16 protein-coding genes and 1 pseudogene are annotated in these 14,183 nt (G+C 35.1%); 7 read left to right on the top strand and 10 right to left on the bottom strand.

Annotated features, from left to right (window positions below):
• Positions 1 to 447 precede the first annotated feature (447 nt).
• From CWR45_RS03795 to CWR45_RS03765, 7 genes and pseudogenes are all read right to left on the bottom strand, one after another.
• Entirely contained in the window at positions 448 to 1,197 is a 750-nt protein-coding gene (locus CWR45_RS03795) for a phosphotransferase family protein (RefSeq protein ID WP_115748472.1), read from the bottom strand.
• A 2-nt stretch (positions 1,198 to 1,199) separates the two neighbouring features.
• The gene (locus CWR45_RS03790; RefSeq protein ID WP_115748503.1) at positions 1,200 to 1,784 is read right to left on the bottom strand and encodes a GNAT family N-acetyltransferase; all 585 of its coding nucleotides are present in this window, start codon (positions 1,782 to 1,784) and stop codon (positions 1,200 to 1,202) included.
• A 285-nt stretch (positions 1,785 to 2,069) separates the two neighbouring features.
• On the bottom strand, positions 2,070 to 2,489 hold the full coding sequence (locus CWR45_RS03785; protein WP_115748471.1) for a VOC family protein: 420 nt from the start codon (positions 2,487 to 2,489) through the stop codon (positions 2,070 to 2,072).
• Between the two features lie 55 nt (positions 2,490 to 2,544).
• Positions 2,545 to 2,958 (bottom strand): annotated as a pseudogene (locus tag CWR45_RS20045) (VOC family protein).
• Between the two features lie 66 nt (positions 2,959 to 3,024).
• On the bottom strand, positions 3,025 to 3,567 hold the full coding sequence (locus CWR45_RS03775; protein WP_115748470.1) for a DUF1572 family protein: 543 nt from the start codon (positions 3,565 to 3,567) through the stop codon (positions 3,025 to 3,027).
• A 141-nt stretch (positions 3,568 to 3,708) separates the two neighbouring features.
• The gene (locus tag CWR45_RS03770; protein ID WP_115748469.1) at positions 3,709 to 4,224 is read right to left on the bottom strand and encodes a YobA family protein; all 516 of its coding nucleotides are present in this window, start codon (positions 4,222 to 4,224) and stop codon (positions 3,709 to 3,711) included.
• Between the two features lie 296 nt (positions 4,225 to 4,520).
• Positions 4,521 to 5,579, bottom strand: coding sequence for a M20/M25/M40 family metallo-hydrolase (locus CWR45_RS03765; RefSeq protein ID WP_115748468.1), 1,059 nt, complete (start codon positions 5,577 to 5,579; stop codon positions 4,521 to 4,523).
• Positions 5,580 to 5,711: 132 nt separating this feature from the next.
• On the opposite strand from CWR45_RS03765, the gene CWR45_RS03760 reads away from it, so the two are divergent.
• The 5 genes from CWR45_RS03760 to CWR45_RS03740 all read left to right on the top strand — a co-directional run bounded on the left by CWR45_RS03760 (position 5,712) and on the right by CWR45_RS03740 (position 10,984).
• Positions 5,712 to 6,263: a thioredoxin family protein gene (locus CWR45_RS03760; protein ID WP_115748467.1), complete on the top strand. Its 552-nt coding sequence runs from the start codon at positions 5,712 to 5,714 to the stop codon at positions 6,261 to 6,263.
• Positions 6,264 to 6,404: 141 nt separating this feature from the next.
• Positions 6,405 to 7,403 (top strand): potassium channel family protein, encoded by a 999-nt coding sequence (locus CWR45_RS03755; RefSeq protein WP_115748466.1) that lies wholly within the window; start codon positions 6,405 to 6,407, stop codon positions 7,401 to 7,403.
• Positions 7,404 to 7,504: 101 nt separating this feature from the next.
• Positions 7,505 to 7,885: a S1 domain-containing post-transcriptional regulator GSP13 gene (yugI, locus tag CWR45_RS03750; protein WP_115748465.1), complete on the top strand. Its 381-nt coding sequence runs from the start codon at positions 7,505 to 7,507 to the stop codon at positions 7,883 to 7,885.
• 172 nt (positions 7,886 to 8,057) lie between these two features.
• Positions 8,058 to 9,404 carry a glucose-6-phosphate isomerase gene (locus CWR45_RS03745; RefSeq protein WP_115748464.1) on the top strand — a complete coding sequence of 449 codons (1,347 nt, stop codon included), beginning with the start codon at positions 8,058 to 8,060 and terminating at the stop codon, positions 9,402 to 9,404.
• 407 nt (positions 9,405 to 9,811) lie between these two features.
• Positions 9,812 to 10,984: a MalY/PatB family protein gene (locus CWR45_RS03740; protein WP_115748463.1), complete on the top strand. Its 1,173-nt coding sequence runs from the start codon at positions 9,812 to 9,814 to the stop codon at positions 10,982 to 10,984.
• A gap of 50 nt (positions 10,985 to 11,034) precedes the next feature.
• Here the strand turns inward: CWR45_RS03740 and CWR45_RS03735 are convergent, their stop codons facing one another.
• Positions 11,035 to 11,604, bottom strand: coding sequence for a superoxide dismutase family protein (locus CWR45_RS03735; RefSeq protein ID WP_245975328.1), 570 nt, complete (start codon positions 11,602 to 11,604; stop codon positions 11,035 to 11,037).
• A 93-nt stretch (positions 11,605 to 11,697) separates the two neighbouring features.
• The gene (locus tag CWR45_RS03730; RefSeq protein ID WP_115748461.1) at positions 11,698 to 11,889 is read right to left on the bottom strand and encodes a hypothetical protein; all 192 of its coding nucleotides are present in this window, start codon (positions 11,887 to 11,889) and stop codon (positions 11,698 to 11,700) included.
• A 163-nt stretch (positions 11,890 to 12,052) separates the two neighbouring features.
• On the opposite strand from CWR45_RS03730, the gene kapB reads away from it, so the two are divergent.
• Positions 12,053 to 12,445 carry a kinase-associated lipoprotein KapB gene (kapB, locus tag CWR45_RS03725; protein ID WP_115748460.1) on the top strand — a complete coding sequence of 131 codons (393 nt, stop codon included), beginning with the start codon at positions 12,053 to 12,055 and terminating at the stop codon, positions 12,443 to 12,445.
• Between the two features lie 308 nt (positions 12,446 to 12,753).
• Here the strand turns inward: kapB and CWR45_RS03720 are convergent, their stop codons facing one another.
• Positions 12,754 to 13,017, bottom strand: coding sequence for a phosphocarrier protein HPr (locus CWR45_RS03720; RefSeq protein ID WP_115748459.1), 264 nt, complete (start codon positions 13,015 to 13,017; stop codon positions 12,754 to 12,756).
• Positions 13,018 to 13,218: 201 nt separating this feature from the next.
• On the opposite strand from CWR45_RS03720, the gene deoD reads away from it, so the two are divergent.
• Positions 13,219 to 13,926 carry a purine-nucleoside phosphorylase gene (gene deoD, locus CWR45_RS03715; protein ID WP_115748458.1) on the top strand — a complete coding sequence of 236 codons (708 nt, stop codon included), beginning with the start codon at positions 13,219 to 13,221 and terminating at the stop codon, positions 13,924 to 13,926.
• The last annotated feature ends 257 nt before the right edge of the window (positions 13,927 to 14,183 follow it).

Raw genomic sequence — 14,183 nt, 5'->3', positions numbered from 1 at the left:
CGAAATAAAAAATGATAGATAAGACCTGTCTATCATCGGATTATTTGTAATTCATTTTCATTACAGTAGAAAACATAGGAGGTTTGAATACCTTTCGTTAACATTTTCTGAATCATTTGTAGGAGATTTTGATACACTTGTAAAACATAACACGTCTTTATACCTTATTTCAGAAATAATGTCGCTTGATTGTAATTTAATAGAAAACTAGGTTTTGTACATGCAATTAGGTGACAGATCCGCCTTTGTTGTTTGTTGCATGTATGCAGTGAAGTTTCCTAACTATCATGTCCGTCCGCCATTTTGCTTCACAGAAAATCGCATTGAAATAGGCTTAGAAAAAACACTTTTTCCCTAAGCCTTTTTTTCTTTAGCTTCTACAGTTAAGACACTTTCTTGTTAATGATTTCATTGTTATATTAAGCATTAATTTAGGTGAATAATAATTTACTGAGGACAGTAATGATGTATTATGTTCAAAAGACGCACCGCATTTTCTGATGATACATTTTCAGATAATCTTGCTCCAGCAATAATCGGTGCCCATTGAAAAACTTCCTCTTGTAACAAACCACTTTTTTCACAGTAAAGTCTTAAATACATATCGGCTAAATCCATTGAATACTGATAATATAACAGATACGTACGATATACATCGGCACGAATATCTCCTGAACTGGAATCAACCCAATCAATAATTGCTACCATTTTATCTGACATTATTAAATTAAATAGATGGAAATCTCCATGGCAAAGTCTCTGTTCATATGTCATCAAGTTCAATTTATGTATTAAAATAGACTTATGTCTCTCATCTAATATAGGAACGGATTCAATTTGACGTTGTAATTTTTTGGCCATCGGCTCAAGCGAATTAGTAACAACAGAATGGATTTTCTGTTGTATATCAACGGAAATGCTAATATAATACTCCAGCTTCTCCATGTTATTAACTAGTAAATCACCTATTGTATCTCCTTCAATATATTCCATGACTATTGCTTGTTTTCCATCTACTTCTGTAACATCTAGTATTCTAGGCACAAAAAGTCCACATGAGTAAGCAAACCTTTGCTTATTTGCTTCATTAGAAGATTCCGTATTCGGAAGATGGTCTTTAAATATTTTTATAATCTTGTTTTCCAATAGATATATTTCCGCTGTATTCCCAATAGCAAATGGAGTACCTAAGTCCATTCTTAATCCCTCTCCAAATAATTTCTTCTTTCGCTCTGCCAATCTTCTTTGTTAAGTATGTAATGATAATGCGTTTGATCATCAATATCAATATCTCCATTAAAACGAAAACCGCATTTTTGAATAACTTTACTTGAGCTTATATTACGGGGTAGAACAACTGTATTTAATTGTTCTACATTTGTTTTCTCAAACAAGTAATTTATCAATCCATTTACTGCTTTAGTTGTATATCCCTGGTTTCTGTAATGCTTTGAAATAGCATATGCAATTTCCCGATTTGGCTTCCTTATTTCCTTTTTGATACCCGTATTACAGAAACCAATAAATTCCCCAGTTTCCTTTAAAACAATTCCCAACTTCAAAAATTCTCCATCTATATTAGGAACAGATGACAGAAACTCTTTATTGTCAGGTATCTCATAATGTGTCACCCAATCTAACCGTTGTTCTCTTGTAGACCGCCAATCAGGCAAAAACTCATAAACCTCAGGTTGTGACGTAAGTTCATAAATAGCATCTGCATCTTCAATTCTAAACTCCCGCAGTAAGATTTCCCCACAGTCTATTGAAAACAAATTATTCATATCTATCTTCTCCGTTTCCGAATATTTAATCTGCAAATATCCTCTTCAATTTCCCTTATGAATTTATTAATAGTTTAATAAGCGATTATATTATCCTCTTAGAATAATTTCACTTGTTTACTAAACCAAAGGAATATGAATCGTTATATTTCAAGCACTAGATAAATTTCTCCTGGTCTTTATCGTAGAATTTAACTTTTGCTCCAAGTATCATATGCAGGACATATGTTAGCTTAAACACAGGAATATGGTATTTCATATGAGTCACTTATTCCCATACAAATTCTAATCCCAATAACAAACCTGCAACTTATTACCATCTAGATCAAATAGATTAAAATACTTATTCACACCGTCGTAATGTAAGTCACTAACAGTTACACAATTTTCTTTTAATACATCATATACATTCTCGATATTTTTAGAGTAAAAAATTGGATAAACTTGACTATGTGAAGATCTCACAACGCCTTCTTCAATGGTTAATGGTACTTTGCTATTTCCTACAGTTAAAATCCGATAATTGTCACCTTTAAAAGATTCATTGAAGCCTAAAATATCTTGATACCAGGTACTTGCCTTTTCAATATCACTAACTTTTAAACAAATAGAATCAACTCTCTCAAGCAAACTCATTTTAACTATCAGTCCTCTCAATCTAATCGTTCTATCTCTTCTATCTATTAGTGTTGCAGCTGCAATCATTCTATCTTTTTCTCTGTTTAATCCGTATATTTTTATTCTGTGTTCTCGTTATTTACTATATTAAATATCTTGCTTTGAAAATTGGACTAAGTTCACTCCATACATCGAATTTATTATCATCTAAGTCATAAAAAATAAAATTTCTTCCACCGTGTCCTCTGTTTTCAATATCTCCAACTCTTATCCCATTTCTCTTAAATTCCTTACGTATTGCTTTTAAAGCATCTAAACCATTCACTTCAAATGTTAAGGAAAAACGTTCTACACCATAAATATCAATGAAATTGGAACTCTGATTTTGACTTGATTTAACAAGGAAGATGCTTTGGTTTGCGAAATTTAGAATCGCCTTGTCTTTATCTTTATAGCTTAACTCTGCACCTTATTTATTTACAAACCATACAGTTGAAATTTCTACATTAGTTACTGGAATATAAGTGGTTCCGACCCTCAATAATTTCTCACTCATATTAAAACTCCCTCCAAACTTTGATTTGCATCTGGTAGCTTAGTAGTAAAATAACTTATTCTCGCATCACTCCAACTTTCCATGTTTTTTTAACATCTTCTGCAAATATTCTTCTGAGTTTCCTTTAGGAATACTAAGGCTTTCCCATTCCTCATCCTTAATTTGCTTACCGACATAAACAATTTGGCCGATATGATAAGCATAATGAGCGATTTGCCTTTCAATCGCATCAATTACCATATGGCTTTCGCCGCGGATATTAATATTTTTTAATAAGTCTTCTTCGACTAAATTATCGATTGATCTAAAAAGTGTATTCCAACCGCTTTCCCAAATAATAATCATTTCTTGCTTAGATGATATAGTATCTATAAATTCCTGGTCCCGCTTCCTATTGTTTTTTTCACCATCAGATGTTAAAAAATCAGTCCATCTTGAAATCATATTTCCGCTTAAATGCTTAACGATAATTGCAATACTATTAGAAGATTTATTTAAAGCCCAATGTATTTCATCTTCTGACAACCGTTGTATGGTCTTATCTCCTAACTCTTTAATACTTCTAAACCTTTCTTGGACTACCTGTAAATACTCATTCCCCAGAGTCATTCCTTTCCCCTCCCATTAATTTAGCAGAATGATTTTTCTAAATTATTAAATAATTTAAAATAAAAATAGCTTGCCCTTTTAAATTTCGACCGTAATAATTCACTGTCTTCTTTTAGTACTGTATTGCTAGTGAGAAAAAAGTTACTTATCTTCTACTTGAACCGTGTGTTCCTCGTAAGTTTCAATGTTTTTCACTATAATCGTCCATCGTTCTTTATCAGAATCATATACAATGGAGCGAACTGTAAAAAGTTTATTTTTTAAAGTCATTGCAGTTATGGCCTTATTTAGTGCTTCATTATCAGAAAGTGTTGCACCTTCTGAAGTAGAGCTCGGGATAATTTCAATTTTGCCAACAGAGGCTTGACCTGGATATGATTCTTGTACACCAGCGTCAAACCACACGTTAACTTGGTCCCCAACCTTAATATCCTCAGGGGAGTTATTCGCCCATACTGCATCATAAAATTCTTCCTTTCCGCCTGTTTCGCTAAAATCTACCGCTTCAGGATTTACAATTAGAATTGATTCCTCTATCTTATCTATTACATACCCCGTAATTCCTGGTTCTCCACTATAATCAACCGTATCACCATTACTGCACCCAACTAATATTAGAAATAAAAATCCTGCTAAGTAAATTATTTTATTAGACAATTAAACTCTCCTATAATTTTATTAGATGATCCCCACTTCATCCTCATCCGCTCCGTTTATATTTAGTAACTATTACTTTGAATTTTATGATAATTTTATCATAAATACTAATATCCTATTATAATAATTTACTAAATATTTAAATTAAATTTCCATTTACACTGTGTTACATAATAAACCCAATCAAAACATTAAAATAAAAATATAAAAACACACATTATTTCAAGGGTGAAATAATGTGTGTTTTACAATATTAGGTAATACATTCAGCGTGGTTTTTCCCCTATAATGCAATATTAATCTTCCAACGGATTTAGGCTTTCACTACCAGTCAATCCAGCAATCATCGTTACAAGCAATTCAATTTCTTCATCGATATCTTGAAGACTAGCTGTTTCAACAGGTGAATGCATATAGCGTAATGGTAATGATACTAACGATACAGGAACACCTTTACCTGTTAACCGCATCTTATCTGCGTCTGTTCCCGTCATTCTTGGTGTTAATTCATATTGAACATGCATATCGAGATCCTTTGCAGCCTTCTCCAATAATTTATTAATTTTAATATTGATTGGAGCTCCTTTAGCAAGAACAGGTCCTTTTTCTAAGCGAATGTCACCATGCTTGTTTTTATTCACACCAGGATAGTCTGTTGCAAAAGTGACATCACATGCAATTGCCATTGTCGGCTCGATTCCTGCAGCCGCAAAATATGCACCGCCCATATTTGTTTCCTCATTTACTGTACTTACAGCATAGACGCCGACCTTAACATCTTTTTCTGCCAATCGTTTTAATACTTCAGCAACAATAAATGATCCTGTTCTGTTATCCAGACCACGACCAGCTATGTAGCGTTCCATTAATATTTCCGGTTCCGTTTTATATACACATAGGTCACCAATTTGCACGTATTTTTCGGCTTCTTCTTTTGATTTAAATCCACAGTCAATAAATAAATCCGCTAAATCAAAATCATTCTTCAATCCACCATGATGCTGTGCGTTCACACCGGTAACACCAGTAACAGTGCCACCTGCCCCAAGAACTGTAACTCGCATACCAACAGCAGCTTTCGGATTAATTCCACCCATTTTATCAAAATGTAAGTATCCTTCATCATCAATCCGGTTAACTACAAGTGCAATTTCATCGGCATGCCCTGCTAATAATACTTTAAAAGGTGCATCAGGATTCAGAACACCAATTGCATTCCCTGCATTGTCTGTACGAATTTCATCTGCAAATTCCTTTACATAATTTATCCACTTTTTCTGAATCTCCATTTCCATACTCGATGGCGATGGAGTGTTTAATAGCTCAAGTAAAAAATCTAAATTAGCCTTAGTCATCAAAATTCCTCCTTCATACATCTAACACTTTCTATATCATAGCAAAAATTTAATTTGAGAGCACTTTTATTTACGCTGGTCCATTAAATCGGTAAACTTTCATTATATTGAATTATAAAGGAGAATGAATCAATGAGCTTAAACGAATGGTTTGAAAAAGGAATTACCCCAAGTAATTATATTGATGCGATGGGAGTTAACCAGGCCGATTTACAGCATGTATATAATAATTTTGACGTACCAAACGATGAAGACTTTTTCAAAAAGACAAAAGAAAAAAACCTCCGTGCAATTGTTCTGACAGAGGATTGGTGCGGTGATGCGATGTTAAATGTCCCGATTTTACTAAAAATCGCAGAAGCATCAGATTTCAAGGTTAACATGCTTTATCGTGATCAAAACCTGGAATTAATGGATCAATACTTAACCAATGGCAAAGCGCGTTCGATTCCTATTTTTATCTTCATCGATAAAGATGGCAATGAAGTTGCTAAATGGGGACCGCGTGCTGAGAAGATACAGCAATATGTTAATGAATCACAAAACAAACTGCCAAATAAAGAAGAACCTGAATACGAGGAAAAAGCAAAAGAAATGTATGCCTCTTTCAAGAAATCTTATCGAGAAAATACAGACTTTTGGAATGAAGTTTATCATAGTATTAAAGCAACATTATATTCCTAAGCAACAAGGGCAAACAGCTCGGAGATTATCCAGGCTGTCTGCCTTTTTTCATCTTGGGTTCAAACAATTACAGAGTATAATCAATCCTTCTTATGGTCCATACTATTAGTAAATTGTATCACTCGAATATAAGGTGACCTAATGATAATAAAACAGTTTAAACTAATATACTTCCGGATTCCTATCATCATAAAACTATTAATAACAATTGTTATTCTTATGTGTTTCTTTGGCACTGTAATTCATTTCATTGAACCGATGCAATTTCCTACGATTTTCGAAGGGATATGGTGGGCTTTTGTTACGGCTGCTACAGTAGGATTTGGTGACTATGTGCCACTAACAACAAGCGGCAGGTTAATCGGCATTCTGCTAATCCTAACAGGCGGTGGGTTAATCGGGTTTTATGTATCTTCTATCGCGACTGGAACAATAAAGCGGGAGCAGGATATCGAACATGGCAGGCTAGCTTTTAAAGGCACGGGGCATCTTATCCTTGTCGGTTGGAATGAACGAACAAGACAATTAATTAAAGTAGTATTTGATAATAATCCAAATGAAAAAATCGTGCTTATTGACAGGACATTACGTCATATCTCGTTCAACGAATTTCCTATCCATTATATTAATGGTGATGCAACGGAGGATACAATATTAGAAAGAGCGAATATTCGGTATGCAGAACGAGTTCTCCTCACTGCCGATCTCGTTAAAAATGAGAGACAAGCGGATACATATACAATTCTTGCGACCGTTGCGATTCGAGGCAATAATGAAACGATACCCATTATTGCAGAAATCTTATCAAAAACACAAATAGAAAATGCATTACGTGCAGGTGCAACAACGATTATCCGCTCAAATGATTTCATGAGCGCATTATTTTATCATGAACTCACACATTCCGCAGCGGTTACACCTTTTGAGGATATTTTACAAATTCTCAGCAAGCAACAATTTTCACATATTACACTTCCAGTTGAATTGGAGAATAAACGATTTGTAGAGGTTTCTCATCATTTATTAATAGGAGATCATTTACTACTTGGAATTATTCGTGATAGAAAATACTGTATTCATCCATCTGCTAATTTATTATTACTGAATGGAGATATCCTTGTAACACTCGTACGTTTATAGTTCCTAAAAGATTCCTTAAATATGTTTTGCTAGAATCGTTCCTTTGTGATAACATAATATATTGTGTAAAAAGAATCGATTATATATAGGAGTTGTTCAGCATGACTAACAAATTTGAAGCTGGTCAAATTATTGATGGAAAAGTAACTGGTATTCAACCATATGGCGCATTTGTCGCTTTAGATGAAGAAACACAAGGATTGGTTCACATTTCAGAAGTAACACATGGTTTTGTTAAAGATATTAACGAACATTTAACAGTTGGTGAAGAAGTAAAAGTGAAGGTTCTTAATGTAGATGAAGAAAAGAATAAAGTTTCCTTATCTATTCGTGCTACAGAAGAAGCACCTGCAAAACCTGCTCAAACAAAGAGAACACAACCTGTTAAACAAGTACAACAAGATAACGACACGGCTGGTTTCAATACGTTGAAAGACAAGCTAGAAGAATGGATTGAACAATCAAGCTCATTTAAGAAATAATTGAATAAAAGCATCAGCAAGAGGAAGCACCGTCTCACTTCTTGCTGATGCTTTTTTTTACCCAATCCTACCTTTTACCTTAAACTTCGTCATTTCATAATTCTCGTTCTTGATTTAATAGGAACAATTCGTTAAAGTTAGATTATAAATCGCATTTATAGGAGGAATATACATGACACACGTATCATTCAAGTATGATAAAGCATTGAAGTTTTTTAATGAACAAGAAATTGCGAATTTAAGTGATTATGTTCAAACAGCACATAACCAATTACATAATAAAACTGGAGCTGGCAGTGATTTCTTAGGTTGGATAGACCTTCCTGAAAACTACGATAAAGAAGAATATGCTCGCATTAAAGCAAGCGCTGAGAAGATTCAAAATGATTCCGATATTTTACTAGTTATCGGTATTGGCGGTTCTTACTTAGGTGCTCGTGCAGCACTTGAAATGTTAAACCATTCATTCCAAAACCTACTTTCTAAAGAAGAAAGAAAAGCACCACAAATCATCTTTGTTGGTCATCATTTAAGTTCAACATATATAAGTGAATTATTTGATGTATTGAAGGACAAGGACTTCTCTATCAACGTAATTTCTAAGAGTGGAACAACAACAGAGCCAGCAGTTGCTTTCCGTATTTTCAAGAAATACTTAGAAGAAAAATATGGTGTGGAAGAAGCTAAACACCGCATCTATGCAACGACGGATAAAGCAAGAGGAGCACTTAAAACTTCTGCAGATGAAGCTGGATATGAAACATTTGTAATTCCTGATGATGTTGGTGGTCGTTATTCCGTACTAACAGCTGTTGGACTGCTGCCAATCGCAGTAAGTGGCGTTGCAATTGACGATATCATGCAAGGTGCTAAAGATGCAATGACTGATTTCTCAGAGGCTAGCTTAGAGAAAAACCCTGCATACCAATATGCAGCAGTTCGAAATGTTTTATACAGCAAAGGGAAAGTTACCGAGCTATTAATTAATTATGAGCCAAGTCTTCAATATTTCTCTGAATGGTGGAAACAATTATTTGGCGAAAGTGAAGGAAAAGACCAAAAAGGTATCTACCCTTCTTCTGCTAACTTTACAACAGACTTACATTCTTTAGGTCAATACATTCAAGAAGGCCGCAGAAATATTTTCGAAACAGTTCTACATGTAAACAGTTCTAAAAAAGAATTGACATTAGAAGCTGCAGAAAATAATTCTGATGGACTTAACTATTTGGCTGGTAAAACAATCCATGAAATTAATGATAAAGCATTCCAAGGAACAATGTTAGCACATACAGATGGCGATGTTCCAAACCTTATCGTTGAAGTGCCTGCACTTGATGCCTATACTTTTGGCTACCTTGTTTACTTCTTCGAAAAAGCTTGTGCAATCAGCGGCTACTTACTTGGCGTAAATCCATTTGATCAACCAGGTGTTGAAGCATACAAGAAAAATATGTTTGCACTACTTGGTAAACCAGGATTTGAAAGTGAAAAAGAAGAGCTGGAAAAACGTTTATAATGGTATAAAGAGAATGCTCCTTGCTTTTATTGCAAGGAGCGTTTTACTTTTTTATAAATTTAGTTGTAATAACAATGTTGATTTAAGTAGCGGTATGATAAGCTACCATTTAATAAATTATAATAAGATTAAATAATCTGGCATTAATCTTGTCTCAGCCGAGTTTCAAATAAAAATATTTTTTTATGTTTAATTTTAGCTATTGTGGGAATAACTATGTATGTAAGACTTTCTCGTATTCCCCCTGTAAGCAAAGCGATTCTCGCTTTGCTTTTTTTTCTTAATTTTAGCCTTGATTTGCTATAATAGAATAAAGAGACGTAAAACTAGCCTAGCTTTCATGCTAGTTCTTTACTCTTAATGGGTAGGTTCTTCCCTTTACATAGTAACCCTTAAGGAGGATTTTGATGAGTATATTTGATGAAGTACATGATAGAAGAAAAACTAGATCGGTGAAATGGGACATGCTGCAGCCTTTTTTCCAGTCGGAGGATATTATCCCAATGTGGGTCGCCGATATGGACTTCAGAGCTCCTGATGCAGTAAATGACGCGCTAGTAAAACGAGCGGAGCATGGTATCTATGGCTATACGATCATTGACAAAGATGTAACAGATTCAATTGTAAATTGGCAGAAAAACGAGCATGATTGGGAAATTAAAGCTGAATGGCTTTCCTTTAGTCCTGGTGTTGTTACAAGTTTACATATGGCAATTCAAGCATTTACAGAGCCTAGTGACAAAGTATTAATCCAAACTCCTGTTTATCCCCCATTTTATAATGTAATTAAAGCACATGGAAGGGAAATTATTAAAAGTCCACTACATTACCAAGACAATTATTATTCAATTGATTTTGCTGACTTTGAAGAGAAATTAAAATCTGGTGTGAAGGCATTTATTCTCTGCTCACCCCATAATCCAGTCGGGCGTATATGGACAGAAGATGAGCTCAAAGAAATAGCAAGATTATGCTTGAAGTATGATGTTCTGATTATTTCTGATGAGATTCATGCAGATCTTGTATATCCTGGCGAGCGTCATATTCCAATTGCTTCCCTCTCAAAGGAAATTGCAGATAAGACGATTACATGTATGGCACCTTCTAAAACATTTAATTTAGCTGGATTAGAAGCATCCTACACGATAGTTATAAATGAGCAAATGCGCAATAAACTAAAAGCTCAATTTTCAAAGCAGGGATACTCCAATTCACTTAACACAATGGCAAACACTGCAATTGAAGCAGCGTACAATCATGGAAAATCTTGGCTTGATGAATTAGTGACCGTTTTGAGCAGTCATCAACAATATGTTACCGAAATGTTTAGAGAACATGCGCCGGAACTTAAAGTTGTCCAAGGTGAAGGCACCTATTTATTATGGATAGACTGCAGCGCGCTCGGCATGAGTAACAAAGAATTAAAACAATTTTTCATTGAAAAGGCAAAGGTTGGATTGAATGCTGGAGCCGATTATGGGGACGAAGGCGATTCGTTCATGCGCATGAATATCGCCTGTCCGAAAGCAACACTTGTGGACGGAGTAACACAAATTATCGATGCAGTTAAAAATCGTTGATCATGCACTTATTAAAAAACAGCCATGTAACGCTACACATGGCTGTTTTCTTATTCTTTCTTCTTTTTGGTTTCCGTTGGATTTGATGGTGATTCCGCTTTGTCTGTTTTCGAAGCTGCAGTAATTTTCCCACATATGATTCGTGCACCGGAATTACCACTTGGTTGGCTTACACCATCATCCTGTTTTTCAGTGACGATTAATGAGGTTCCTTCACCACGAAGAATTGATTTATTTCCTTCCTTCATCGTTGCACCTGCAAGCATTAATTCTGCATCAACAGCTCCAGATCCATCTGCTTCCACATTCGGCAAATCACCTAAATGGGCCCCATCCGTGCGCATCAATCCATGTTCCTTTCCTTCTGGATTAAGATGATTTCCAGCATTACTAAAATCAGGACCTTTACACTTTGGAAACTCGTGCACATGGATGCCATGGAATCCCGGTTCAAGTCCCTTAATTTTCACTTTGATTTTTACACCATCAGGCTGTTCATTTAATTTCGCGGTCCCTACCATATCACCGGAAGCATTAAACATCTCGACCTCTTTTATTGACGGACTGTTCCCTTGGCAAGCTACTAAAAAGACTAAACAACAAATACATATGAAACGCATCTGGCATACTCCTTCATCGGCGTTTTTACTTAGTATCCACAGATGCGAGTGCGCTATACCTATGTATCCCACGTTTAACGAATCTTAAATCGTTTACTTCGGTTCTACAGATTCCTTTGCGTCATGTATACTTTTCTCATACTTATCATTAAAAGCTTGTTCATCTTTTTTTGATTTCTTATAAAATAAATACATCGTTACTGAAGCCATGGCCATAAAAATGACTAAGGTTACCGCTGCAGGCAAGTATGCTGTTTTATCTTCTGGAAAATAAAGAAATGGCATTATCCTCACGTCCTTTTTGTATTTCCACTTACTAAATTTAAAAAATAAAATGCTTCCATTGTTAATTATATCAAATTTTCAGGTTATACCAATAACATCGGGTTAATTATTCGCAAATTTTTCATTTTTTTGGCACAATGAACTGGAAGATAGGAGGAATATTATGGCAATTGTTAACATCGGAGATATTGTGAAAGCACATTATCATTCAGGTACTTATATTGGCGAGGTAAAGGAAGATCGCGGAGAACATTATTTAATAGAGGTTCTCGCTGTTTATAAACACCCTTTACAGGGAGATCTTCATAATCCCGGAGCAGTTGAGAATGTATTCTTCCATGAAAGGAAGGCATTAGCGCACCACGAAAAAATGAATGTAAAAAAACCTGCTGTACATCCTTATCATGAAGAAATTCCGAGTTATGGTAAATCATTGAAAGAGGCGGTATCTCAGTACAAAGAAAAGCTTTCAAAAGAAGATTCTGCCTATAATAAACTTGCAATTGAAAGATTGCATGGGCTTGAAATGAACTACTATGAAAAAATCGAGAACTAAAGCGCAAGCGCCCGTTTAGCGACGTACGGACTGCGCCCCATAGGACGTGGGGTGGTTCGACGTTGCCACATGAAGTGGCGACCTTAGTCGAACTTCCTCTAGATCTCAGAGATAAAGGAAACACGATGAGCGAAAGCGAATCGATGTTAACTCATCGTACGGAGGTGAGGGAAGTCTCGTTAGGAGCACGGGCGCTGGAGCTGGAAGTCGCTATTCTCGGTAATTAAGTTATCCACAGTATCGTAAATTGTTCCTAAGCGGTAATTAAAAAAAGCTAGAGGAACGAGCCCTCTAGCTTTTCTTTTTAATTATTCACCTAAATGTTCTTTGATTACTTCAGCAATACCATTGATTGCTTCTTCTTCATCAGAACCAGTTGCAGAAACTTCAATTTCCGCACCTTTAGGAATTCCTAAAGACATAACGCCCATGATAGATTTTAAATTAACGGTTTTATCCTTATACGCTACATTAACTTCTGATTCAAATTGTCCTGCTTTGTTAACTAATAGTGTTGCTGGTCTTGCATGAACACCTGACTCTGCTGTTATCGTAAATGTTTGTGCTTTCATTATGATTCATCCTTCCAAAAACTTTTGCTTATTTTATACTATTTTGCTGTAGTGCTATTAGTATTATACACAATTATATCAATTTTTGATAGCCTTAACAACGATATTGCAATTATAATTTGTAGATATTTGTTTTTCGCCCAATCCTATGATAACTTTATTTTACTAACGTAATTTTCTTTTTTGAAGGAGGATATCATAATGAGTGTACATATTGGAGCGAAACACGGAGAAATTGCCGACAAAATTTTATTACCGGGTGATCCTCTTCGTGCGAAATATATTGCAGAAACATTTTTAGAAGATGTTATTCAATACAATGAAGTTCGTGGCATGTATGGTTTCACCGGAACCTACAATGGTGAACGAGTATCTGTCCAAGGTACTGGAATGGGTGTTCCTTCCATTTCCATTTACGTAAATGAACTGATCCGTGAATATGATGTAAAAAAATTAATTCGAGTTGGTACATGTGGTGCTCTACAAAAGGACGTAAAAGTAAGAGATGTTATTTTAGCACAAGGTGCAACAACCGATTCACAGGTTAATCGTATGGTATTTGGCGGTATTGATTTTGCGCCACTCGCTGATTTTCAATTATTAAAGCATGCATTTGACGAAGGTACTAGAAAGAATCTAAATCTTCGTGTTGGAAATATCTTTACAAGTGATTCTTTCTATCGTGAAAATGCGCAAACAGTAAACGAATTGCTCGCAAGCTATCAAGTGTTAGGTATTGAAATGGAGTCTTCTGTTCTATACACACTTGCTGCGAAATATGGACGTCAAGCATTATCCGTTCTAACCGTTTCCGATCATATTTTAACTGGTGAAGAGACGACTTCTGAAGAACGACAAACAACGTTCAATGAAATGATTGAAATTGCACTTGCTGCAATCATCAAGTAAAGAATCTTTGAATTTAGAATTGGTAGTTCGCTATAATGGCGGACTACTTTTTAATTGTTGTTTTAGTTTAAATTTCTCATCAGCCAATCACAGAAAGAAATTGATGAAGCTATAGTTGCAATATGGTGCTTTATCTTGACAATTATTTTTCCGACCAGTTTTATCGGTATTACCACTTCGATAATGCACCCTTTTGTTAACCACAAAATGACAAAGGTTGACATTATGTCTATCTCCGTATATTATTTTTTAAAAAA

It is taken from the genome of Oceanobacillus chungangensis (assembly GCF_003369565.1).
Taxonomy (GTDB): Bacteria; Bacillota; Bacilli; order Bacillales; family Amphibacillaceae; genus Oceanobacillus; species Oceanobacillus chungangensis.
The sequence above is the reverse complement of the archived record's forward strand: the minus strand, read 5'-3'. Positions and strand labels throughout refer to the sequence as shown.

Bases quoted from the DNA above. Each gene is read 5' to 3' on its own strand.
- deoD (WP_115748458.1), top strand. From the start codon at position 13,219: ATGAGTGTACATATTGGAGCGAAACACGGAGAAATTGCCGACAAAATT.
- CWR45_RS03720 (WP_115748459.1), bottom strand. From the start codon at position 13,017: ATGAAAGCACAAACATTTACGATAACAGCAGAGTCAGGTGTTCATGCA.
- CWR45_RS03790 (WP_115748503.1), bottom strand. From the start codon at position 1,784: ATGAATAATTTGTTTTCAATAGACTGTGGGGAAATCTTACTGCGGGAG.
- kapB (WP_115748460.1), top strand. From the start codon at position 12,053: ATGGCAATTGTTAACATCGGAGATATTGTGAAAGCACATTATCATTCA.
- CWR45_RS03760 (WP_115748467.1), top strand. From the start codon at position 5,712: ATGAGCTTAAACGAATGGTTTGAAAAAGGAATTACCCCAAGTAATTAT.
- CWR45_RS03730 (WP_115748461.1), bottom strand. From the start codon at position 11,889: ATGCCATTTCTTTATTTTCCAGAAGATAAAACAGCATACTTGCCTGCA.
- yugI (WP_115748465.1), top strand. From the start codon at position 7,505: ATGACTAACAAATTTGAAGCTGGTCAAATTATTGATGGAAAAGTAACT.
- CWR45_RS03740 (WP_115748463.1), top strand. From the start codon at position 9,812: ATGAGTATATTTGATGAAGTACATGATAGAAGAAAAACTAGATCGGTG.
- CWR45_RS03745 (WP_115748464.1), top strand. From the start codon at position 8,058: ATGACACACGTATCATTCAAGTATGATAAAGCATTGAAGTTTTTTAAT.
- CWR45_RS03785 (WP_115748471.1), bottom strand. From the start codon at position 2,489: ATGATTGCAGCTGCAACACTAATAGATAGAAGAGATAGAACGATTAGA.
- CWR45_RS03795 (WP_115748472.1), bottom strand. From the start codon at position 1,197: ATGGACTTAGGTACTCCATTTGCTATTGGGAATACAGCGGAAATATAT.
- CWR45_RS03765 (WP_115748468.1), bottom strand. From the start codon at position 5,579: ATGACTAAGGCTAATTTAGATTTTTTACTTGAGCTATTAAACACTCCA.
- CWR45_RS03755 (WP_115748466.1), top strand. From the start codon at position 6,405: ATGATAATAAAACAGTTTAAACTAATATACTTCCGGATTCCTATCATC.
- CWR45_RS03775 (WP_115748470.1), bottom strand. From the start codon at position 3,567: ATGACTCTGGGGAATGAGTATTTACAGGTAGTCCAAGAAAGGTTTAGA.
- CWR45_RS03735 (WP_245975328.1), bottom strand. From the start codon at position 11,604: ATGCGTTTCATATGTATTTGTTGTTTAGTCTTTTTAGTAGCTTGCCAA.